We start from the raw sequence: 21,538 nt of genomic DNA, 5'->3' as shown, positions 1-21,538 counted from the left end.
GGCTGTATGGTCTCGATTCCCGCACAGTCGCAGTCGCCCGCGCCGTCGCCGTCCCAGCCGCAGTTCGTCACGCATGACGTCACCAACCAGGCCCCGCCCCTGGCTCCTTACGACGCCTCCGACGACCGGGCCCTCCTGGAGGGGTTGCGGCGGGAGGGTGCGGGCTGGGCCGAGGAGGACATCCGGCGGCTGGGGGCGCGCGCCGGGAGCGCGGAGGCGCAGGAGTGGGGCGAACTGGCCAACCGGTACGAGCCGGAGCTGCGCACCCACGACCGCTACGGCAACCGGATCGACGAGGTCGACTTCCACCCCAGCTGGCACCATCTGATGCGCACGGCGATCGCCGAGGGCCTGGCCGCCGCTCCGTGGGCGGACGAACGGCCGGGCGCGCATGTGGCCCGCAGCGCCGGCGGACTGGTGTGGGGCCACACCGAGGCCGGGCACGGCTGCCCGACGTCGATGACGTACGCCGCGGTCCCCGCGCTGCGCGCCCAGCCGGATCTCGCCAAGGTGTACGAACCGCTGCTCACCAGCCGGGAGTACGACCCGGAACTGCGCGTTCCGGCCGAGAAGCCGGGGCTGCTCGCGGGGATGGGCATGACCGAGAAGCAGGGCGGCTCGGACGTGCGCACGAACACCACCACGGCCACACCCACCGGCGAGCCGGGCGTGTACACGCTGCGCGGGCACAAGTGGTTCACGTCGGCGCCGATGTGCGACGTCTTCCTGGTGCTCGCGCAGGCACCGGGCGGGCTGTCCTGCTTCCTCGTACCGCGTGTGCTGCCGGACGGCAGTCGCAACACGTTCCGTATCCAGCGCCTGAAGGACAAGCTGGGCAACCGCTCCAACGCCTCTTCGGAGCCGGAGTTCGACCAGACGGTGGCCTGGCTGGTCGGGCCGGAGGGACGGGGGGTGAAGACCATCATCGAGATGGTCAACTGCACGCGGCTGGACTGCGTGATGTCCACGGCGACGCTGATGCGCAAGACGCTGGTCGAGGCGGGGCATCACGCACGGCATCGCAGCGCGTTCGGCGCCCGGCTCGTCGACCAGCCGCTGATGCGCAACGTCCTGGCCGACCTGGCACTGGAGTCGGAGGCGGCGACGACGCTCACGCTTCGGCTGGCCGGCGCGGCCGACCGCGCGGTGCGCGGGGACGCCGGTGAGCGCTCCTTCCGGCGGATCGCCACCGCCGTGGGCAAGTACTGGGTCACCAAGCGCGGTCCGGCCTTCACCGCGGAGGCCCTGGAGTGCCTGGGCGGCAACGGCTATGTCGAGGACTCCGGCATGCCCCGGCACTACCGGGAGGCTCCTCTGCTGTCGATCTGGGAGGGTTCGGGCAACGTCAACGCGCTCGACGTGCTGCGCGCCCTGGGCCGCGAACGGGACACCGCCGAGGCGCTGTTCGCCGAACTCGCCCTCGCGCGCGGGGCGGACGCCCGCCTGGACGCCACGGTGGCCGGCTTGAAGGACCAGTTGGCCGAAACCGACCAGGTGGGCGCCCGCCGACTGGTCGAGCGGATGGCGCTCGCCCTCCAGGCCTCGCTGCTGGTCCGGCACGCCCCGCACCCGGTCGCGGACGCCTTCTGCGCGACCCGGCTGGGCGGCGACTGGGGCCACGCCTTCGGCACGCTGCCCACCGGAGCCGACCTCGACGCCATCCTGGAGCGCTCCCTGCCCGACCCGGACTGACACCTCCTCAGGCGACCGAGGCCCACCGCACCGGGCAAGCAGCCCCGTCCGGCCTGAACTGCCTCCTCCCTGAACGAACATGGCCCACACGCGCGCGTGGCCGATGACAGCCGACGGATCGCACACAGTCAGCGTGCGGTTCCGTACCGTTGTCAGTGCCGTGGTGCACACTCGCGATCAGGTGGCACTCGTCTGGGGAGGACTACGTGTTCACGGGGATCGACGAGGTCGACTGGGCCTCGCTGCGGCACGCCCACGGCAGCGCGCGGGACGTGCCCAAGTGGTTACGGGCGCTTGCGTCCGCGGACAGCGCCGAGCGGGCGAGCGCGCTCGACGTGATGTACGGCGCGCTGCGCCATGAGGACCGGGTGTACGACGCGACGCCGGCCTGCGTCCCGTTCCTGTTCGCGCTCGCGGCCCGCCCGGAGGTGCCGGACCGGGCCGGCATCGTGGAGCTGCTGGTCGGCATCGGCACGGAGGGCAGGGCCAGAGACACGCGCGCGTGGGAAGCGGTGTGCGCGGGCGCCGAGGTGTTCGTCCCGCTGGCCGCGGACCCGGACCCGGCGGTGCGCGGCGCGGCGGCCGCGGCCCTCGTGCACTTCCCGACCGAGCCCGCGCGCACCTTGGAGTTGATGCACCAGCGGCTGCGGGCCGAGTGGGACGGCTGTGTCCTGCTCGCCCTGACCGAGGCGCTCGGCCTGTTCGCCCGCCGGTACCCCGCGCACGCCGACGCCGCGGTGGACCTCCTGGTCGAGCAGAGCGCGCCGCCGTACGACGCGAGGCTGCGGCTCGCCGCGCTCGGCCAGCTCGCGCTGGCCGCGCCCGCCCGGCTGCCGGCCGGCCTGGTGCCGACGGCGGTCGGGCTGCTGCGGGAGCGGTCCGCGCGGCGCGCCGGTGCCGCCGAGCCCGTCGGCCCGGACACCCTCGTGAGGCGGATACGGCGGCTGCGCCCCTCTGACGAGGAGGGCGCCCATCTGCTGCGCACCCTGCACAGCGCACTCGGCGACCGCGTGGCCGACCGGACCGCCCTGCTCACCGGCCAGTTGACCAGCCCGGACCCGGTGGACCGGTGCAACGCCGTGTGGATGGCGGCGGCCCTGCTGCGCGGCTGGCGCGGCGACCACGCGGCCGTCGTCGGACTGCTCGGCGGCCAACTGGGCACGGACCAGGACCCGTTGCGGGATGCCGCGGTCGCCGTGCTGGCGGAGCTCTTCGCGCTGGCCGCGCCCGCGGCGGGCGACCTGTACGCGCTGGTGTGCGCACGCCCCGACCTGTGGACGCACCGCTGGGAGCGCGGCTCCCCCGTACTCGGCGGCCCGCTCAGAGCCCTGGCCCGATGCGGTGACCCCCGCGCGGTTCCGGCCCTGGCCCAGCTCCTGGCCGGCCCGGCCGCACCCACGGACCTGGGGTTCGAACTGGCCTGCCTGGGCGCCGCCGCGGTCCCGCTCGCGCCGGCGGTACGGCACCGGCTCGGCCGGGTCCCGCTGGCCTCGCCGTCCGCCGCCCCGCTCGCCGCCGCGCTACTGGCGGCGGTGAGAGCCGTCGGTGACCGGGACGCGGTCCCGGAGGTGCTGCGGCTGCTCTCGGGCGCCCCCGACGGCCTGGGCGCGCGGGACGCGGTCGCAGACCGGGCCATCGGGACGCTGGAGGCACTGGGCGCCGCCGGACGGGCGGCACCGCTGCTCCGGGCACTGCTGCCCACCCGGCACGCGGCCGCCGCGGCCGGTGCGCTCTGGTCGGCGGACGGGGACGCCGGCGCCGTACTCCCGGTCCTGCTGCGGGAGTTGACTCAGGGCGACCCGGCGAGCCGGTGCGCGGCCGCCCGGCGGCTGGGCGGGCTGGGTCCGGCCGCGCGCCCTGCCCTGCCCGCGCTGCGCCGGGCGGCGGGGTCGGGGCGGATACGGCAGCGGACGGCGGCCGCGTGCGCGCTGTGGTACGTCGACGCGGATCCGGAACCGGTCCTGCCGGTGTTCCGGACGGCCTGGACGCAGGACCCGCCCGCCCGCGGCTCCATCGCCCGGTGCCTCACCGCGATGGGCCCCGCCGCCGCCCCGCTACGGGACCTGGTGGCGGCGGAACTGTCCGCCCCGCGCCGCCATCTGGCCCGCACGGGCGCGCCCTGCCGCCGCGGCATACCGATGGACGAGGCGCTGTTGACCGCGTGCCGGGAGGTGCTGGCGGTGGTGCAGGGGGTGAGGTGAGTGGTGATTGATGGTGATGAGTGGTGGGTGAGTGGTGAGGAGATGGGCTGAGTGGGGACGTGGGCAGGACAGGTGACGGTGTGCTCGGACCATCAGGCCCTTGCGGGCCTATTGCCGGTGGTCGGACCATCCGCCCCACTGTGGTCCGAGCCGGGCCCATTCCGTGTCCCAGGCCTCCATCCGCCGCCGTTCCAGCCGGCGGCGCAGCGCCAGGCCGCCGGCGAAGGGGACGGCCGCGGCGCTCACGCCGACCAGCGCGCCGATGAGGGCGCCCCGGAAAGCGGACTCGGACGCGGAGGTGGGGCGGCTGACGAGACGGTCCTGGGGATCGGTCCAGACGGTGACCGGGGTGCCGGCCGCGCTGCCGGGCCGTACCCGGACCTGACCGGTGTGGACGGAGCCGTCGGCGGCCGTCCAGCGCACCTCGGCCCACACCGGCTCCCCCACGACGGTGTGGGACTGCGCGGGGGACGCCGCCCGGACCGGTTCGACGACCCGGGCCACGACGGGGCGCCAGTCCGCGCGTTCCCGGGCGAGCCCGTCCTCCACTGACCCGGCCGCCGCGAGGCCGGCGAACACTCCGGCGAGGGCGGTCAGCAGCCAGGTACCGAGCACCAGCCAGGCCTCGATCACATCGGCCCGGCGTCTGAGCGGGTTGCGCCGCCAGCGCCACAGCCACACCTTCGGACCACGGAACGCCTTCAAAGGCATCCTCCTCACGAGCGCGCACCGACCGGCCGGACCGCCCTCCCATACGCGGGAGATCGCTCCGCTGCTCACGACGAGCCGTCTTCTCGACGGTCGCACGAGACACCCCGTTCGCGCAGGCACATGCCCGAACGCATCCGGCCCATCTTCGCCACACACCGACGACACCACTGTGACCTGGGCAAACGTCGGCCCGGGGGAGAGTGTCAGTGGTGGGGTGCACACTGGCCGATATCTGACGACTACCTGGACAACGACGTCCCGGAGGTGAGCGGCATGACCGAGGTTCTGCTGGCGGTGGGCACCCGCAAAGGCCTGTTCATCGGGCGGCGGAAAGGCGGCACCTGGGAGTTCGACGACAGCCCGTATTTCAACGCGCAGGCGATCTACTCGGTCGCGATCGACACCCGTGAGCCCCGGCCGCGGCTGCTGGCCGGCGGCGACAGCGCGCACTGGGGGCCGTCGGTGTTCCACTCGGACGACCTCGGCCGCAGCTGGACCGAGCCCGCGCAGCCGGCCGTCAAGTTCCCGAAGGACACCGGCGCTTCGCTGGAGCGCGTCTGGCAGCTGCATCCGGCCGCGGCCGAGCCTGGCGTGGTCTACGCGGGCACGGAACCGGCCGCGTTGTACCGCTCGGAGGACCGCGGCGAGAGCTTCGAGCTGGTCCGGGCACTGTGGGAGCATCCGACGCGCGCCCAGTGGGTGCCGGGCGGCGGCGGTGAGGGCCTGCACACCGTGATCACCGACGCCCGCGACCCGAAGGCGGTGACCGTGGCCGTCTCGACGGCCGGCGTGTTCCGCACGACCGACGGCGGCGCGAGCTGGGCGCCGTCCAACTCCGGGGTGTCCGCGGTGTTCCTGCCGGATCCGAACCCGGAGTTCGGCCAGTGCGTGCACAAGATCGCCAAGGACGCGGCCGACCCGGACCGCCTGTATCTGCAGAACCACTGGGGGGTGTACCGCAGCGACGACGCGGGCGGGCACTGGACCGACATCGGCGCGGATCTGCCGTCCACGTTCGGCTTCGCGGTGGCCGCCCATCCGCGCCGGGGCGACACGGCGTACGTCTTCCCGATCAACGCCGACGCGGACCGGGTGCCCGCCGAGCACCGCTGCCGGGTCTTCCGCACGGAGGACGCGGGCCGCACCTGGGAGCCGCTCGCCCAGGGACTGCCGGCGGAGGACCACTACGGCACGGTCCTGCGGGACGCCCTGTGCACGGACGACGCCGACCCGGCGGGTGTGTACTTCGGCAACCGCAACGGCGAGGTGTTCGCGTCGGCCGACGACGGCGACAGCTGGCAGCAGCTGGCCGCGCATCTGCCGGACGTGCTGTGCGTGCGGGCGGCGGTGATCGGCTGAGACGGGCGTGCCGGCCGGCGCAGGCCTGGGCCGCGTGCTCGGGCCATCGGTTGATCACCTGCCTGTGTGCGGCAGTAGGGTGACGCCCGTGGCACCACGACCCTTGCATGAAATCGTCGAACCGGGCTGGGCGAAGGCCCTGGAACCCGTCGCCGGACGGATCGCCCAGATGGGCGACTTCCTGCGCACGGAGATCGCCGCGGGACGCACGTACCTCCCGGCCGGACCCAACGTCCTGCGGGCCTTCCAGCAACCCTTCGACGATGTACGGGTCCTGATCGTCGGTCAGGACCCGTACCCGACTCCGGGGCACGCGGTGGGCCTGTCGTTCTCGGTCGCGCCCGAGGTACGCCCGCTGCCGCCGAGCCTGATCAACATCTTCCGCGAGCTGAACACCGACCTGGGCCTGCCCCACCCGGCCAACGGCGACCTGACCCCGTGGACCCAGCAGGGCGTCCTGCTGCTCAACAGGGCGCTGACCGTGGCCCCGCGCCGACCGGGTGCCCACCGGGACAAGGGCTGGGAAGAGGTCACCGAGCAGGCGATACGGGCCCTGGCCGCCCGCGGAAAACCGTTGGTCTCCATCCTGTGGGGCCGCGAGGCCCGCAATCTGCGTCCCCTGCTGGGCAGCCTGCCGGCGGTGGAGTCGACGCACCCCTCGCCGAAGTCGGCCGACTACGGGTTCTTCGGCTCCCGCCCCTTCAGCCGGGCCAACGACCTGTTGATCCAGCAGGGCGGACAGCCGGTGGACTGGCGCCTGCCGTGACCGAGGCCGGGTATCTGGCCGTCGACTCCGGGGGCTCCGGCCTCCGTATCGCCGTCGGTGTCCCGGGAGGGGCGCCCCCGGCCCGCCGGGAGTCACGGGAACCGGTCCGTACAGGTGCCCGGGGCATCGATCCGGCGCATCTGCTGGCCGAGCTCCTCCCGCCGGCACGGGCGGCGGCCGCGGAGGCCGGAGTGGACGAGCTGGGCACGGCCGTCGTCGGCGCCGCCGGGTTCGCCACCCTGGGTGACGCCCTGCGCGCCGAACTGCCGGGCGCCCTGGCCCGGGAGCTGGGAGTACGCCGGGTGGCGCTCGCCGCCGACGCCGTCACCGCCTACGTCGGCGCCCTCGGGCCGCGTCCCGGCGCGGTGCTCGCCGCGGGCACCGGGCTGATCGCGGTCGGCACCGACCTCGTCGGCTGGCGGCGGGCCGACGGCTGGGGTCATCTGCTCGGCGACTGCGGCAGCGGCGCCTGGATCGGACGGGCCGGCCTGGAGGCGGCGCTGCGCGCCCACGACGGCCGGGACGGCGGCTCCGCACCGTTGCTGGCCTGCGCCGAGGAGCAGTTCGGTCCGGTCCGCGAGCTGCCGGGCCGGCTCTACCCCCGCACCGACCGGCCCGCCGTGCTGGCCTCCTTCGCGCCCGGGGTGGCCGCGTGCGCCGCGCACGACCCGGTGGCCGCGGGCATCCTGCGCGCGGCGGCCCGGCACATGGCGGACTCCGTCGCGGCCGTGTGTCCGGCGGACGGGGCGCCCGAAGTGGCCCTCACCGGAGGCCTCTTCACGATGGGCGACCCACTCCTCGTACCCCTGCGCGAGGAGTTGGCACAGCGGCTGCCGCACACCCGTCAGGTGCCGGCCGAGGGGGATCCGCTGCACGGCGGTGTGCGCATCGCGACCGAGCTGGCGGCGGGGCGGCTCACCCTCCCGGGTGAACCGCACATGCTCTACGTGGTCAGCACATAAGGGGATTACCCCTTTCATGAACCATGGGCCCGGCACGTGCTCCGAACACGTGCCCGCCGCATGTAACTCATCAGACAAAACCGGACGGATACCGCTCACCTGCACCCTCCCCGAACGGAGCAACCCGCAAAGCCAGTAACATGCGGCGCCATGAGCTCCCCCACTGGACCCGCGTCCGGCCTGCCAGTACGAATGCCGCGACCCCGCCAGCCCGGACGGCACCGCCGACCGGAACCGCTGGTGGCTCCCGAGGGCGCGCCCGCGCTCGTCCTCGCGGTGCCCGGCGCGCCCAGCACCGCCACCCGCGGCCTCGCCGAGGAGGTCGTGAGCATCGCCCGCTCCGAGCTGCCCGGCCTGGACGCCCGGATCGGGTACCTGGACGGGGACGACGCCGAGTTCCCCGCGCTGCGGTCCGTGCTGGCGCACGCCGCCGAGGAGCGCACGGCCCGCTACGAGCAGGCCGTCGCCGCCGGCGTCGAGGGGATCAAGGAGCCCGACGGCCCGGTCGCCGTCGTCGTACCGCTGCTGGCCGGTCCGGACAGCTCCCTGCTGCGCCAGATCCGCCAGTCCGTGATGGACAGCCGGGTCGCCGCCGACCTGACCGACGTCCTCGGCCCGCACCCGCTGCTCGCCGAGGCACTGCACGTGCGGCTGTCCGAGGCGGGCCTGGCCCGCGCCGACCGTGCCCGGCTGTTCACCGTGGCCACCGCCGCGGACGGCATCATCCTGGCGTCCGTGGGCGGCGACGAGGCGGTGCAGGCGGCCGGGATCACCGGCATGCTGCTCGCCGCGCGCCTGGCCGTGCCGGTGATGGCGGCGGCCCTGGACCAGGAGGGCGCGATCTCCTCGGTCGCCGAGCAGCTGCGCTCTTCCGGCTCGCAGCAGCTGGCCCTGGCGCCGTATCTGATCGGCCCGGAGATCGACCCGGGGCTGCTGGCGGCGGCCGCCGAGGAGGCGGGCTGCGCCACGGCCGAGGCGCTCGGCGCGTACCCGGCGATCGGCAAGCTCGCCCTCGCCAAGTACACGACGGCGCTCGGCATCGCCCCGCAGCAGGCGCAGGGCACGCCGGTCCGCTGACCCGCGCCGGTACCCGCCCGGCGTCCCGTACGGCCAAGGGCCCGCTCCACGCCCCGGAGCGGGCCCTTCACCTTGCCCGTCGGCCCGTCGGCCGAGAACTCAGCCGAAGACGACGCACGAGGCCGCGGGGACCTGCACCGAGCCGTCGTAGCGGGGCAGTCCCGTCGCCTCGTCGACGGCGAACCAGGTGACGTCGCCGGAGCGCTCGTTGGCCACGTACAGGAAGCCGTCGTGCTCGGCGAGCGCACGCGGCCAGTCCCCGCCGCAGGTCACCGCGCCGACGAGCCGCAGTCCGGCGCCCTCGACGGCGAGGACCGACAGGACGTCCTCGCCGCGGGTGGCGGTCCACACGAAGCGGCCGTCGGGCGAGACCGCGATCCCGGACGGATAGGCGTCGCCGGCCGGGGCGCCCGGCAGCACGGGGACCTCGGTGAGGGGCTTCAGGGAGCCGCCGGCGGCGTCCCAGCGGCAGACGGTGACGGTCGGGGTGAGTTCGTTGACGACGTAGGCGTGCCGGCCGTCAGGGTGGAAGGCCAGATGGCGGGGCCCCGAGCCCGGGCGCAGGGCGAACTCGCGGTGCAGGACCGGGGCGCCGTCCGTGAGGGCGCACACCCGCACCGAGTCCGTGCCGAGGTCGACGCTGACGACCCACCGGCCGGTCGGGTCGGCCTGCACCTGGTGGGCGTGCGGGCCGCGCTGGCGCCGGTCGTGCGGGCCGGAGCCGGTGTGCTGGAGCAGTCCGGAGGGCTTGGCGGCGAGCGAGCCGTCCGGGCGCACGGGTACGGCGGTGACGCTGCCGGAGCCGTAGTTGGCGGTCAGCACATGTCCGTCGTACAGACCGACGTGTGTGGGGCCGCTGCCGTCCACCGGGACGGGCGGCCCGGCGAGTTCCGGCCGGTCGCCGCCGACCCGGAAGGCGGCGACGGCGCCGTCGGCCGTCTCGCTGACCGCGTAGAGGGTGGCCCCGTCGGGCGACAGGGCCAGATAGGACGGGTCGGGTACGTCGTTCACGGCGGTGCCGAGGACGAGGGCGCCGCCGTCCGGCGCGAGCCTCGCGGTCACCAGTCCGGGGCCGCCCGCCGCCGTGAACGAGCCGATGAACGCCCGGCGCCCGCCGGGCCTGCCGTCCTGTGCCACCGCTGTCCCCTCTCGGTCGTACCGGTCCGTGGCCGACGCTAGCAGTCGGTCACGCTCGGTCTAGACCAAGAGGCGCAGAGTGCCTTTGTTCGCCTTGTCGCCTTCGCGCCGGTGTCGGCTCAGGCGCCCACCAGCAGAGATCCCGACGGCGCCCGCAGGGGCTCGGCGAGGTCGGCGAGGGCGCGCTCCAGGCCGTGCAGATGGGCCAGGGCGGGTTCGGCAGGGGACTCGGCCACGAGGGTGACCCGGCGGCCCTGGGTGAGCGCCTCGACGGCCGCCTCCACGCGCCAGCAGGCCGCGGCCAGCCGGGCGTCGTGCGAGGCCTCGGGGTCGGCCGCGACCGCCACCAGACCGCGCACCTCGCGGGCACAGTCGTCGAGGAGCGCGAGGACCCGGCGGGCGCGCCGCTTGCGGGCCGGCATCGGGTTCAGCGGGTGCACCAGCGGGGCGACGGCGAGCCGGACCCGGCCGAGCAGCTGCTCCAGTTCGGCCACGCGCGGCGCCGGGTCGGCCGTCGCCGAGCCCGCGAGCCGGTCCGCGGCCTCGGCGGTGCAGGCGTGGACGCAGCGCAGGGCGCGCTGGATCCAGACGTCGGTGACGGCGTGGGTGGTGACCGGCAGGACGAACAGCACAGCCAGCGCGGCGCCGAGCGCGCCGACACCGGTCTCCACCAGACGCAGGCCGAGCAGGCCGGGGCTGAGGACGCCGAGGAGGCCGTAGAGGGACTCGGCGAGCACGGTGACCCAGAGCATCATCCAGGTGTAGGAGACTGCGGCGGTGTAGAAGATGCCGAAGACGGCGACCGTGACGAGGACGGCCGTCGGCACGGGCGCGCCGTGCACGGGGACGGCGACGAGGAAGCCCAGGCCGATACCGATCAGCGTGCCGAGCACCCGCCGGAAGCCGCGCACCAGCGTCTCGCCGCGCGAGGCGGTGTTGACGAAGACCCACCAGGTGGCGCCGACGGCCCAGTACCAGCGCTGTCCGGACACCAGCTGGCCCACGACCAGCGCGAAGCCCGCGCCCGCGGTCGCCTGGACCGCCTGCCGGGTGGTCACCCGGGCCAGTCCGGTGCCGGCGGGCGGGGACGGTACGGCGGCCGGGGGCAGCCGGCGCTCGTAGCACCACAGGCCGAAGCGGACCACGGCCGCGCTGAGCACGGACAGCAGGACGGCGGCGTACAGCTCGGGCAGCTGCTGAGGGGTGGCGTGCAGGAACTGGGCCACGAAGAAGGTCATGAAGGCGAACACGCCGAGGCTGTGGCCGCGCGGTCCCCAGCGGCGCGCGTACACCCCGGCGCCGACCACGGCCAGGAAGGCGAGATCGCGCGCGACGGGGAACGCGTGCAGTTCGGCCGCGGCGGCGAGCACCGGCACGCCCACGGCGGGCAGCAGCGCGGTGGTGACCGCCTGCCCGCGCACGGTCGCGTCGGTGACGGTGAAGAGCGCGAGCAGCGCGGTGAGGCCACCGGTGACCGCGCCGACGAGGGAGTGTCCGGCGAGGAAGCAGACGACGACCGCCAGGCCGATGCCGAGGACGGCCCGCGCGGCGAAGCGCAACCGCGCACGCCCTGGGTCCGGAGCCACGAACATCCTCTTCAGCACTGCTGCCCTCCCCTGGGAAACACCGGCACAGAAAAGGCGCCGCGGAGGTCCGCAGCGCCATCGACGTATCCATGAGAGCACCACCCGGGTCACTGGCTCAAGTGATGCCCGGATCACTGAGCCATTGGCCCGGTTTCAGCCACTCACCAGCACCCGCCGAAATGCCAACGGACCAGGTCGCGTGGCTTGCGCCGACACGGCAGAGCTGAGCCATTGGTACAGTCGTCCATCATGGCCGTGGACGAACTCGACACCCGCATCCTGCGGCTCCTCCTGGAGCAGCCGCGCACCAGCGTGCGCGAGTACGCCCGCGTTCTCGGCGTCGCCCGCGGCACGCTCCAGGCCCGGCTGGACCGCATGGAGCGGGACGGGGTGATCACCGGCACGGGCCCGTCCCTCTCCCCCGCCGCGCTGGGCCATCCGGTGCTGGCGTTCGTGCACATCGAGGTGACCCAGGGCCATCTGGACGACGTGGGGGACGCGCTGGCCGCCGTACCGGAGATCGTGGAGGCGTTCTCCATCACGGGCGGCGGGGATCTGCTCGCGCGCGTGGTGGGCCGGGACAACGCCCATCTGGAGGACGTCATCCAGAAGCTGATCAGCCTCCCGGGCGTGGTGCGCACCCGTACGGAGGTGGCGCTGCGCGAGCGCGTCCCGTACCGGCTGCTGCCGCTCGTGGAGTCGGTGGGCCGGGCCGCCCGCGGCTGACGCTGGGCATGCTGGCCGTATGAGCGATCTCGGCGCCCTCTCGGTCATCTTCGATCTCGACGGAACGCTGGTGGACAGCGAGCCGAACTACTACGAGGCGAGCCGGCAGATCCTGGCCGAGCACGGCGTCCCGAACTTCACCTGGGCGGAGCACGAGAGCTACATCGGCGTCAGCACCCTGGAGACGGCGGCCCTGTGGCGTGAGCGCTACGGCCTGAGCGTTCCGGCGCGGGAACTGCTCGCCGAGCTGAATCCGCGCTACCTGGACCTCGCCCGCACCCGGACGCCGGTGTTCCCGCAGATGCGCGCCCTCGTGGAGCTGCTGGCGGCGGACGGGGTGCCGATGGCGGTCGCGTCGGGGTCCTCCCCGGAGGCGATCGAGGCGATCCTCGCGGGCACGGGACTGGACGCGTACCTGCGCACGGCGGTGTCCGCCGAGGAGGTCGGGCACGGCAAGCCCGCCCCCGACCTCTTCCTGGAGGCGGCCCGGCGCCTCGGCGCGGACCCCGCCGACTGCGTGGTCCTGGAGGACGCGGCCCCGGGCGCGGCCGCCGCCCACGCGGCCGGGATGCGCTGCATCGCGATCCCGTACGTGGCGGCCCAGGCCGACGCCCCCGAGTTCGCCACGGCGGCCCTGCTGCTGCGGGGAGGGCAGCGGGAGTTCTCGGCGAGGTCGGTGTACGCCTGGCTCCGGCAGACCGCCGCCCGCGCCCGCTGAACCCTCGTCCGGAACCCTCGTTCGGGTCAGTGCGGGGCGGACTGCCGGCGGCGCCGCACGACCGTCCCGCCGTGCGGGGTGGGCTGTGGCTCCGTAGCGTGATCGCATGACCACAGACCAGGCCGGAGCGGTCGCCGACGACCGGCGGTGGAAGGCGCTCGCCGTCTGCCTGACCGCGGCCTTCATGACGCTGCTGGACACATCGATCGTGAACGTGGCCCTGCCCTCGGTGGAGCACGGGCTGCACGCCGACGAGGCGGACCTGTCGTGGGTGATGTCCGGTTACGCGCTCGCCTTCGGCCTCTGTCTCGTCCCGGCGGGGCGGCTCGGAGACATGCGCGGGCGGCGCCAGACCTTCCTGACCGGGCTCGCCCTGTTCACGCTGGCCTCGGCGGCCTGCGGGCTGTCGTCCGGGGCGGCCTGGCTGGTGCTGTTCCGACTGGTCCAGGGGGCGTCGGCCGGACTGATCGCGCCGCAGACCTCGGCGCTCATCCAGCAGATGTTCCAGGGGCCGGAGCGGGCCCGCGCGTTCGGCATGATGGGCAGCACCATCGGGGTCTCCACGGCGGTCGGCCCGCTCGCGGGCGGCCTGCTGATCCAGGCGGCCGGCGGTCCCGACGGCTGGCGCTCGGTCTTCTACGTCAACCTGCCCATCGGGGCGGCCGTCTTCTGCGCGGCGCTGCGGCTGCTGCCCCGCACCCCCGGCTCGCCCGGCAAGCGCGAGTGCTTCGACCTGACCGGCGTACTGCTGCTCGGCTCGGGTGTGCTGGCCCTCATGCTGCCGCTGGTGCAGAACCAGCAGTGGCACGGGCGCCTGAAGTGGGTCCTGCTGCCCGTCGGCGTCGGTCTGCTGGCCGCGTTCTGGGCATGGGAGCGGCACCAGGAGCTGCGCGGCCGGGCCCCGTTGATCGACCTGGGGCTGTTCAGGCTGCGCTCCTTCTCGCTCGGCGCGCTGCTGAGCCTGGTGTACTTCGCCGGCTTCACGACGTTGTTCTTCGTCTACACCCTCTTCCTCCAGAACAGCAGGGGCTACGGCCCGTTGGCGGCAGGCCTGTCCTCGATGCCGTTCGCGCTGGGCGCGGCGGTCGGCGCCGCGGCCGGGGGCCGGCTGGTGCTGCGGTTCGGGCGCGGGCTGGTCATGGCCGGGCTGGGCACGGTGGCGGTGGGCATGCTCGGGGTCGTCACGGCCGTGCAGTTCGCGCCGGGGCGGGCCGTGGCCTGGGGGGTCGCGCTTCCCCTGCTCGTCGCGGGCATCGGCTCGGGCCTGACCATCTCGCCGAACACCACTCTCACCCTGTCCCGCGTGCCGGTGGGACGGGGCGGGGCGGCGGGCGGGGTGCTGCAGACGGGCCAGCGCATCGGCTCGGCGGCCGGCATCGCCGTCGTGGGCTCGGTGTACTTCGCCCACCTGGCCCACGGGGGCAACCCTGCCACCGCCCTCCAGCTCGGCCTCCTCACTTCCGTCGCCATCATCCTGCTGGCCCTCCTCCTGGCCTACGCCGACCTGCGCGAACGGCGCGCCCATCCGGAGGGCGGGAGAAGAACGGAGGCGGCGGCTCGGCAGGGGTCGTAGGGGTGGCGTGTGGGCGGGCGACCAACCGGCGGGACCGGCACGTACCGGCGCGCGCCCCTACCACCACCCTCGGCCTACGACCTACGGCGCGGTTTCCCCCGTTTCGGCGTCGGCTTGCCTCCTGCCGTGCGGGGGCGTGGGGTGCGCCCCGGTGACTTCGGTTGCTGCTTCTGGCGGGTGCCCGTGCTCTCGGTACGCGTGCGCTTCTGTTCCGCCGGAGGCTTGGCACGGCCCCGGGTGCTGTTGACGGTGCGGCCGCGGACGATGCCGATGAAGTCTTCCACCAGGTCGGTGGTGGCCTCCTCCGGCCAGGACAGGGCGACGCTCGATTGCGGGGCGTCGGTGACCGGGCGGTAGGTCAGGTCCTTGCGGTGGTGGAGGCGGGCCAGGGACTGCGGGACGACCAGGAGGCCGACGTTCGCGGCGACCAGTTCGATCGCGTCCGATGTCGTGGCGGGGCGCTCGAAGGCCGGCTCGCCGGGCGGGCTGTCCCAGTCGAAGACGTCGTCCAGGGGGTGGAAGAGCACCTCGTCGGCGAGGTCGGCCAGGGTGATCTCGTCCGCGGCCGTGATCAGGTGATCCTTGGGGACCACGACCACCGTGGTCTCCGTGTAGAGCGGGATCGCGCTGAAGAACGTACGGTCCACGGGGAGCCGTACGAGACCCGCGTCGGCCTCGCCCGCGCGCAGCACGCCGGGCGCCTCGGCGGCCGGGACCTGGACGAGGGTGAGCGGGATGTCCGGCAGGCGCTCGTTCCAGGTCTTGACCCATTTGGCGGGCGTCACTCCGGGGACGTACGCGAGCCGGAACGACGGTGATTCCTGCGAGCCTGTCACCGGGCCAAGGTTACCGGCCGTGGCCGGTCCGGACGGCACCGGCCGTGGTCGGCGGCCCGGCACACGGCCGATACCCTTGACCTCATGAGTTCGCAGCAGAGCACCCAGACGATGAAGCCCGCGACCGCGGCGAAGAAGCTGGGTGTGTATCTCCCCGCCACCCCCGCCTCGTTCCAGGAGGGCGTCGTCACGCGCGCCGAGCTGAACGAGCTGCAGGCGAACCCGCCTCAGTGGCTGAGCGAGCTGCGCAGCAACGGCCCGCACCCGCGTCCGGTGATCGCCGCGAAGCTCGGTGTGTCCATCGCCGGTCTCGCCCGCGGCGGGGTCACCGAGGCACTGACCACCGAGCAGATCGAGGCGCTCAAGCAGGAGCGGCCGGAGTGGCTGGAGAAGGAGCGCGCCACCCAGGCCGAGGTCCGCAAGGAGGCCGCGCGGATCAAGAAGAGGAACGCCGAACGCGCCGAGCAGGCGCAGCACTGACCCACCGAGCGTCCGCGCTCCACCGACGCCCCCGTCGCCGATCCGTACGGCGGTGGGGGCGTTGTCGTGCTGTCGGCGTGCTGTCACGCCCCTGAAGAAATCGGTTCACGCATATGAACACTGGAGGTCTGGACCCGGAGCAATCCCGACTCCGCCGCCACCCACGACTGCGTCTTCGCCGCCTTCACCAAGGACCTGCCGGACGTGATGATCAACGACACCGCTCTGATGGGCAGTTACCAGAGCCAGGGCCTGCTCAAGCCGATCGACCCCGATTCCATCGCGGGCCACGATCAGATCAGCGTCAAGTCCTGGTCCTCCACCATGGGGGTGTGACCGAGATACGCGCCAAAGGGGCCGCCGTCCTCCGCGTCGTGCGTCAGGGCACTGTGCCGTAGCCGGTGCAGGGTCCAGCCGTCCAGATCCTTGATGTCGTCGGGTGAGGCGAGGGGGTTGGCCAGCAGCCGGGTGTTCTCCTCGAAGACCTCCTCAGCGCGGCGGCAGGAGAGCCGGGCACGGCCCGTCTCCGGGCACACGTCGAGCGTCGGTGTTCCGGCCGGCGCCTTGCGGTCGGTGAGAAACAGCGGGCCGCGCGTGCGGCGGGCGATGAGTCGGGGCAGGAGCTGGGCGGTGCCGGACTGCCAGTGAATCCACTCGGTCGCGCCGCCCTTGGCGGTGATCTTCCCGCGCTTGTCCTGCGGGTACAGGTCTGCCACGTTGAGGCACAGCATCTCGTCGGCCCGTGCGGCGGACTCGTAGAGCATCTTCCACTGGGTCTTCTCCCACAGCGCGACGTCGAGGCGCCACAGGGCGGCGATCTGGTTCTCCGCGAGGGCCTTGATGCGGTCGGGCGGTGCCGGCCGCCGCTCGATGCCGATCGTCGGGTCGCCGTCGATCCAGCCCTGGCTCTGCCACCAGCCGATCGCCTTGCGTGCGACGGACAGTTCCCGGTTGACGGTGTCGGCGTCCATCTCGTCCGCCCGCGCCGCCGCCAGTTCGGCCAGCACCTCCGGCAGTGCCGGGTCGTCGATCGCGGTGACGGGGAAGACGGGGGGCGCGCCCCGGCGGGCGGGTCCGGGCGGGTCCGGTCGGCTCCGGTTCGCCGACGAGCATCCACCCCCATGTCGTGAGCGAGATCCGATAGATCCGCGCGGAGGACTTCGCGATGCCCGCGCCGGTGAGGTACCGCTCGACCGCCGCGGTGTACGACGACGGCGGGATGGACAGAGGTACGACCCGAGCGCGCGGCAACCGAAGCGCGCCCCCGCTCCCGAGCTCGGTCACCGGTTCGATCGTCACGTCGCCCCGACTTCCTGGAACTGCCGCAGTAAATGCGCACTCCTCGCCCCGGCGGCCGGGATGGTCCGCCGCAGGTCGCGGTGATCACCGTAGGGGCTCTGCCGCAGTAAATCCGGTATTTACTGCGGTAGTTGTGAATACGTCTCCGCGATCGAGTAACCGCCCGAATGCGGTTCTGCTGTGCGGACTTGAGGGGAGGGGACTGTCAGTGCCCGGGGCCAGCATGCTTACCTGGGTCAGGCCCCAGATCCTCCGTCACGGGCAGGCACTCGGCGAGCAGGTCGACGACGTCGCGCCAGGCTCGCTGCGCGTGCCGTGGGTGGTAGCCGACGCCGGGGACCACGGGGTGGCCGACCGGCGGGTGGTGGAAGGCGTGCAAGGCGCCGCCGTAGACCGCGAGGCGCCAGTCGACGCCCGCAGCCTGCATCTCAGCGGTGAACGCGTTCCGTTGCGCGGGCGGCATGATCGGGTCTTCCGACCCGACCCCGGCCCACACCGGGCAGCGAATGCGCGCCGCCTCGCCCGGTCGGCCCGTGGTCAGTGCGTTGACTGTCCCGATCGCACGCAGGCTGACGCCGCCGCGCCCGAGTTCCAGCCCGACGGCGCCCCCGGTGCCGTAGCCGACGGCGGCGATCCGGACGGGGTCGGTGCGCGGTTCGGCGCGCAACACGTCGAGCGCCGCATGGCCGATGCCCCGCATCCGGTCGGGATCAGCGAGCAGCGGCAGGCAACGAGCCAGCATCTCCTCCGGGTCGCCCAAATAGCGCCCGCCGTGAAGGTCGAAGGCCAGCGCTATGTATCCCAGTTCGGCGAGAGCATCGGCCCGGCGGCGCTCGACGTCGCTGAGCCCCATGCCCTCCGGTCCGAGCAGCACCGCGGGCCGGCGGTCGACACCGGCCGGGAGCGCGAGGTGCCCGATCATCGTCAAACCGTCGGCCGGATACTCGACCGTACGCGTCGTGATCGTCGTCATGGGACTGGACTGTAGTGATCGTCGAGCCCGGTCCAGCTGGTGTTCTGCCGCTGGCAGAACAGCGCGGGTATCCCTCTGAAATACGGCGAGGGCTCACGAGAACCGGCACAAACCTATCGACGGATTCAACCCCGGCGTGGACTTCTGCCAGCAGGTCCAGAGATTCGACACCAACGTAGAAGATCCCTCGGCCCGCTCAACGCGGCCGGCATGGTGCACTCGACGGCGGCGGTGAACCCTGATCGAGAGATGCATAAAGGATTCATATAAAGCTGCTATGCTTCAGGCATGAGTCGCCGAGACGCCGCGCACGGCGCTTCCGATGCCATCGGGTCAGCCCTCTACGGTCTGGCCACCAGGGCCGTGAAACGCCTTCCCCGCGACATGAGCCTGACGTCGGCCGCCACCTTGGCCACCCTGGACAAGACCGGCCCGCGACGGATCACCGATCTGGCGGTGGCCGAGGGCGTCACCCAGCCCGCGATGACCGTCCTGGTCCGGGTGATGGAGGAATCCGGGCTGGTCGAGCGGAAGGGCGATCCGTCCGACAAGCGGGTCACGCTGGTGTGCCTGACCGAGGCCGGCGCGTCGTACGTCCGGACGCGACGCCAGGCGGGTGTCGACGCGTACGCGCGGTTGATCGACAAACTCAGCGGTGACGAGGTCGAGGCCTTGGCAGCAGCCCTTCCGGCGCTGCTGCATCTGGCGGAGCTCGAAAGCCACGCCCGAGAGGAGTCGGACCGGTGACCGCGGCCCAGGCTCATGACCAGCCCATGAGCACTGCCCTGATACGTTCCGAGGCACGTCTGCTGGTCCCCGCCCTGATGTTCATCGCCCTGGTCGTGGCGGCGGTCGCCAGCCTCGGGACGCCGCTCATCACCAGCGTGGCGACCACGTTCCACGTCTCCCTCGACAGCGCGCAGTGGACGCTGACCATCGCCCTGCTCAGCGGCGCCGTCGCCACACCCGTCCTCGGCCGGCTCGGAGCCGGTCCGCACCGGCGGGCCACGATTCTCGCCACGCTGGCGATCGTCGTCGTCGGCAGCGCGCTCACCGTGCTGCCGCTGCCGCTGCCGTTCGCCTGCCTGCTCGTGGGCAGAGCGGCCCAAGGCGTCGGACTCGGTCTCACGGCGCTGATGATGGCCGTGGCCCGCGACCATCTTCCCGAGGAGCGCAGCGCGGCCACGATCGCCCTGATCTCAGTGGTCTCCATCATCGGAGCCGGCGTCGGCTACCCGCTGGCCGCTCTGCTCGCCGAGTTCGGCGGACTACGGGCCGCCTACGGCCTCGGCCTGCTCGTCACCGCCGTCGCCTTGGTGACCGCGTGGCGCTCCATGCCCGCAGCTCCCGAAGGCCGCTCCGCTCACGTGAACGTGGCCGGTGCGCTCGTCCTGGCGGGTGGACTGCTCCTCGTCCTGTTCCTGGCCGGCGAGAGGAGCCTGTGGAGCCGACACCTCGCCGTGGCGGTGACCCTTGCCGTCGCCGCCGTACTCCTGCTCTGCGTCTGGACCGTTTCCGAACTGCGAACCAAGACGCCCCTGGTCGACGTCCGGGCGGTACGGCACCCGGCGGTCGCCGGGGCGAACATCGCCATGTTCGTCGGCGGGAGCGGCATGTACCTCCTGCTCACGCTCATCACCCGCTACGCGCAGACGCCGCACAGCGCCGGCTACGGCTTCGGACTGACCACCTTCGTGGCGGGGCTGGTCCTCATCCCGTTCTCCGTGCTGGGGTTCGTCGCCGGCAAGCTCACGCCGCGGGTCCGCGAACGGATCGACGGCCCCCTGCTCCTGGCCGGCAGCGCCGCCATCGTCGGCGGCGGGTTCGTCCTGTTCGCCACCGCCCGGTCCAACCTGGCCGAACTGCTCGCGGCCATGAGCGTGCTGGGCTTCGGCGTCGGCAGCTTCTCGGCCGCCATGCCCGGCGTCATCCTGGCCGTCACCCCCAAGAGCGAGACGTCGAGCGCCATGAGCTTCAACTACGTCGTCCGCAGCGTCGGGTACTCCCTGGGCAGCGCCATCGGCGGTCTGGTCCTGGCCGCCGGCACCGCCACGGGCCGCCTCTTCCCGAACGACGACGCCTACACGACCGCGGCGCTGGTCGGCGTCGCCGCGATGGCGATCACGACGACGGCCGGCCTCGCCCTCGCCCGCCGACGCTCACCCGAGACCGATCCGAGCACAGCCCCAGTCGGTGTGCCGGGCCTGGGCCGGTCGAGCCGAACCGGAAGCTGAGGATCGCCGCCGTCCGACTTCGACGCCGTCCCCGCCGGCTCGCTGACCCACAGCGCGCCGGCCGCAGATCGAGCATGCTTCTGAGCATCCATTCCGAACACAGGAGGTACCGTGGCCAAGGGCTATTGGGTCAGCGCCTACCACACCATTGCGGACCCCGAGAAGCTGGCTGCCTACAACAAGCTGGCTGGTCCAGCCGTCAGGGCCGCGGGCGGGCGGACGCTCGCCCGCGGTGGCCGGGTCGTCGCCCACGACGCCGGAATCGCCGAGCGCACCGTCCTGGTCGAGTTCGACAGCTTCGAACAGGCGGTCGCCGCACATGCGAGTGCGGCCTACCAGGAGGCGCTGGCCGCACTTGCTGACGGCGTCGAGCGCGACTTCCGCATCATCGAAGGCCTCGACTGACGATCGAGGCTGCGTCGGCGACGAACACGAAGCCGACTGCGGGAATCACCCCGGCTCGTCAGCGCGCCGCACCGTCGCGAACAGCGTCAGGCCAGTGGCATCGGCGGTGATGTCCAGTCCGGCGACGGTTCCCGGCGGCGCGGCGGCACGGACGTCGGCCTCGATGTCGGCGGGGGTGCGTTCGACGAGGTTCCAGCGGCCGATGTGGGTCACAAACCCCGTCCCCACGGCAGCGCTATCGGATCACCTGCCCAGGCCACGGTGTTGGAGGCTGACCCTCGCAGCGGGATTCCGGGGTACACCGGCCCGCTCCTGTGAAGGGCGTCACCAGCCAGTTCACCTCACGGTTCCGGCGGCCTGGCCGAGGCCTGCGGGGGTCAGGTCCTGCTCGCGCAGCGGGGTGAAGCCGACGTCGAGTTTCGGGTCGTACGCCTCGGGCTGGATGCCGAGTTCGTGGGTGCTGTTTCCCGGCGTGCTGGAACTGCGTGCCGGAGCCGTCGCGGTCCCCACCGGTCCCGGTCTCGGTGTGGAGCTCGACCACGACGCCCTCGACCGGCTGCACCGGCTGTACCTGGACTCCGGGGTGCGCAGCCGCAACGACACTGGGTACATGCGCCGTTTCCACCCGGAGTACTGCGGTTGCCCCGCTGGTGAGAGGCCCACGGGCGGCACCTCTCGGTTGCTCTGCACGGGCCTGCGCGGCCCGGTCCGTCCTGCCCGCCGGCCCTTTCTCCCCAGGGCCCGCGGGCGTTGTCAGTGGTCTGCCCTACAGTTCCCGTCACTTGATCAGCACGGGTGCGGGA

22 protein-coding genes and 1 pseudogene are annotated in these 21,538 nt (G+C 73.2%); 15 read left to right on the top strand and 8 right to left on the bottom strand.

Going from position 1 to position 21,538, the window contains the following annotated elements; all coding sequences use genetic code 11:
* The first annotated feature begins 6 nt into the window (after positions 1-6).
* The gene (locus tag O1G22_RS36630; RefSeq protein ID WP_270085226.1) at positions 7-1,692 is read left to right on the top strand and encodes an acyl-CoA dehydrogenase family protein; all 1,686 of its coding nucleotides are present in this window, start codon (positions 7-9) and stop codon (positions 1,690-1,692) included.
* A 206-nt stretch (positions 1,693-1,898) separates the two neighbouring features.
* Positions 1,899-3,893, top strand: coding sequence for a HEAT repeat domain-containing protein (locus O1G22_RS36625; protein WP_270085225.1), 1,995 nt, complete (start codon positions 1,899-1,901; stop codon positions 3,891-3,893).
* Positions 3,894-4,001: 108 nt separating this feature from the next.
* Here O1G22_RS36625 and O1G22_RS36620 read toward each other — a convergent pair whose 3' ends face one another.
* Complete coding sequence (locus tag O1G22_RS36620; protein WP_428986438.1) at positions 4,002-4,598, bottom strand: Rv1733c family protein; 597 nt, start codon at positions 4,596-4,598, stop codon at positions 4,002-4,004.
* 279 nt (positions 4,599-4,877) lie between these two features.
* On the opposite strand from O1G22_RS36620, the gene O1G22_RS36615 reads away from it, so the two are divergent.
* The 4 genes from O1G22_RS36615 to O1G22_RS36600 all read left to right on the top strand — a co-directional run bounded on the left by O1G22_RS36615 (position 4,878) and on the right by O1G22_RS36600 (position 8,768).
* A complete protein-coding gene (locus O1G22_RS36615; RefSeq protein ID WP_270085223.1) occupies positions 4,878-5,963 on the top strand; it encodes a WD40/YVTN/BNR-like repeat-containing protein in 1,086 nt (361 codons plus the stop codon).
* A gap of 88 nt (positions 5,964-6,051) precedes the next feature.
* Positions 6,052-6,729 (top strand): uracil-DNA glycosylase, encoded by a 678-nt coding sequence (locus tag O1G22_RS36610; RefSeq protein WP_270085222.1) that lies wholly within the window; start codon positions 6,052-6,054, stop codon positions 6,727-6,729.
* Complete coding sequence (locus O1G22_RS36605; RefSeq protein WP_270085221.1) at positions 6,726-7,691, top strand: N-acetylglucosamine kinase; 966 nt, start codon at positions 6,726-6,728, stop codon at positions 7,689-7,691. Before O1G22_RS36610 ends, O1G22_RS36605 begins: the two co-directional genes overlap by 4 nt.
* 150 nt (positions 7,692-7,841) lie before the next feature.
* Positions 7,842-8,768, top strand: coding sequence for a sirohydrochlorin chelatase (locus O1G22_RS36600; RefSeq protein ID WP_225095852.1), 927 nt, complete (start codon positions 7,842-7,844; stop codon positions 8,766-8,768).
* 99 nt (positions 8,769-8,867) lie between these two features.
* Here O1G22_RS36600 and O1G22_RS36595 read toward each other — a convergent pair whose 3' ends face one another.
* Complete coding sequence (locus tag O1G22_RS36595; protein ID WP_270085220.1) at positions 8,868-9,905, bottom strand: lactonase family protein; 1,038 nt, start codon at positions 9,903-9,905, stop codon at positions 8,868-8,870.
* A 119-nt stretch (positions 9,906-10,024) separates the two neighbouring features.
* The gene (locus O1G22_RS36590) at positions 10,025-11,509 is read right to left on the bottom strand and encodes an FUSC family protein (RefSeq protein ID WP_270085219.1); all 1,485 of its coding nucleotides are present in this window, start codon (positions 11,507-11,509) and stop codon (positions 10,025-10,027) included.
* A gap of 231 nt (positions 11,510-11,740) precedes the next feature.
* Here O1G22_RS36590 and O1G22_RS36585 point away from each other — a divergent pair, with 231 nt between their 5' ends.
* The 3 genes from O1G22_RS36585 to O1G22_RS36575 all read left to right on the top strand — a co-directional run bounded on the left by O1G22_RS36585 (position 11,741) and on the right by O1G22_RS36575 (position 14,508).
* On the top strand, positions 11,741-12,217 hold the full coding sequence (locus tag O1G22_RS36585) for an Lrp/AsnC family transcriptional regulator (protein ID WP_270085218.1): 477 nt from the start codon (positions 11,741-11,743) through the stop codon (positions 12,215-12,217).
* 19 nt (positions 12,218-12,236) lie between these two features.
* The gene (locus O1G22_RS36580; RefSeq protein ID WP_270085217.1) at positions 12,237-12,935 is read left to right on the top strand and encodes an HAD family hydrolase; all 699 of its coding nucleotides are present in this window, start codon (positions 12,237-12,239) and stop codon (positions 12,933-12,935) included.
* Positions 12,936-13,041: 106 nt separating this feature from the next.
* Positions 13,042-14,508: an MFS transporter gene (locus O1G22_RS36575; RefSeq protein WP_270085216.1), complete on the top strand. Its 1,467-nt coding sequence runs from the start codon at positions 13,042-13,044 to the stop codon at positions 14,506-14,508.
* A 74-nt stretch (positions 14,509-14,582) separates the two neighbouring features.
* Here O1G22_RS36575 and O1G22_RS36570 read toward each other — a convergent pair whose 3' ends face one another.
* Positions 14,583-15,344: a LysR family substrate-binding domain-containing protein gene (locus O1G22_RS36570; RefSeq protein ID WP_270085215.1), complete on the bottom strand. Its 762-nt coding sequence runs from the start codon at positions 15,342-15,344 to the stop codon at positions 14,583-14,585.
* 84 nt (positions 15,345-15,428) lie between these two features.
* On the opposite strand from O1G22_RS36570, the gene O1G22_RS36565 reads away from it, so the two are divergent.
* Together O1G22_RS36565 and O1G22_RS36560 are read left to right on the top strand one after the other, a co-directional pair.
* Complete coding sequence (locus tag O1G22_RS36565; RefSeq protein WP_270085214.1) at positions 15,429-15,824, top strand: DUF5997 family protein; 396 nt, start codon at positions 15,429-15,431, stop codon at positions 15,822-15,824.
* A 204-nt stretch (positions 15,825-16,028) separates the two neighbouring features.
* Positions 16,029-16,160 (top strand): hypothetical protein, encoded by a 132-nt coding sequence (locus O1G22_RS36560; protein ID WP_270085213.1) that lies wholly within the window; start codon positions 16,029-16,031, stop codon positions 16,158-16,160.
* Here O1G22_RS36560 and O1G22_RS36555 read toward each other — a convergent pair.
* Together O1G22_RS36555 and O1G22_RS36550 are read right to left on the bottom strand one after the other, a co-directional pair.
* On the bottom strand, positions 16,118-16,831 hold the full coding sequence (locus tag O1G22_RS36555; protein ID WP_270085212.1) for a site-specific integrase: 714 nt from the start codon (positions 16,829-16,831) through the stop codon (positions 16,118-16,120). The two genes, O1G22_RS36560 and O1G22_RS36555, sit on opposite strands and share 43 nt — an antisense overlap.
* Before the next feature lie 497 nt (positions 16,832-17,328).
* On the bottom strand, positions 17,329-18,096 hold the full coding sequence (locus tag O1G22_RS36550; protein ID WP_270085211.1) for a dienelactone hydrolase family protein: 768 nt from the start codon (positions 18,094-18,096) through the stop codon (positions 17,329-17,331).
* A gap of 288 nt (positions 18,097-18,384) precedes the next feature.
* On the opposite strand from O1G22_RS36550, the gene O1G22_RS36545 reads away from it, so the two are divergent.
* The 3 genes from O1G22_RS36545 (at position 18,385) to O1G22_RS36535 (ending at position 20,735) form a co-directional block, all read left to right on the top strand.
* Positions 18,385-18,843 carry a MarR family winged helix-turn-helix transcriptional regulator gene (locus tag O1G22_RS36545; RefSeq protein ID WP_270085210.1) on the top strand — a complete coding sequence of 153 codons (459 nt, stop codon included), beginning with the start codon at positions 18,385-18,387 and terminating at the stop codon, positions 18,841-18,843.
* A gap of 26 nt (positions 18,844-18,869) precedes the next feature.
* Positions 18,870-20,330, top strand: coding sequence for an MFS transporter (locus O1G22_RS36540; protein ID WP_270085209.1), 1,461 nt, complete (start codon positions 18,870-18,872; stop codon positions 20,328-20,330).
* Positions 20,331-20,441: 111 nt separating this feature from the next.
* Complete coding sequence (locus O1G22_RS36535; protein WP_270085208.1) at positions 20,442-20,735, top strand: DUF1330 domain-containing protein; 294 nt, start codon at positions 20,442-20,444, stop codon at positions 20,733-20,735.
* A gap of 45 nt (positions 20,736-20,780) precedes the next feature.
* Here the strand turns inward: O1G22_RS36535 and O1G22_RS36530 are convergent, their stop codons facing one another.
* Together O1G22_RS36530 and O1G22_RS36525 are read right to left on the bottom strand one after the other, a co-directional pair.
* Entirely contained in the window at positions 20,781-20,948 is a 168-nt protein-coding gene (locus O1G22_RS36530; protein ID WP_270085207.1) for a hypothetical protein, read from the bottom strand.
* Positions 20,949-21,071: 123 nt separating this feature from the next.
* Complete coding sequence (locus tag O1G22_RS36525; protein WP_270086706.1) at positions 21,072-21,245, bottom strand: hypothetical protein; 174 nt, start codon at positions 21,243-21,245, stop codon at positions 21,072-21,074.
* On the opposite strand from O1G22_RS36525, the pseudogene O1G22_RS36520 reads away from it, so the two are divergent.
* Positions 21,193-21,389 (top strand): annotated as a pseudogene (locus O1G22_RS36520) (glucarate dehydratase); the annotation flags it as partial. The gene O1G22_RS36525 and the pseudogene O1G22_RS36520 overlap by 53 nt on opposite strands.
* Positions 21,390-21,538: the final 149 nt, after the last annotated feature.

The organism is Streptomyces camelliae, assembly GCF_027625935.1.
Lineage (GTDB): Bacteria > Actinomycetota > Actinomycetes > Streptomycetales > Streptomycetaceae > Streptomyces > Streptomyces camelliae.
This window is presented reverse-complemented; position numbering and strand designations above follow the sequence as displayed.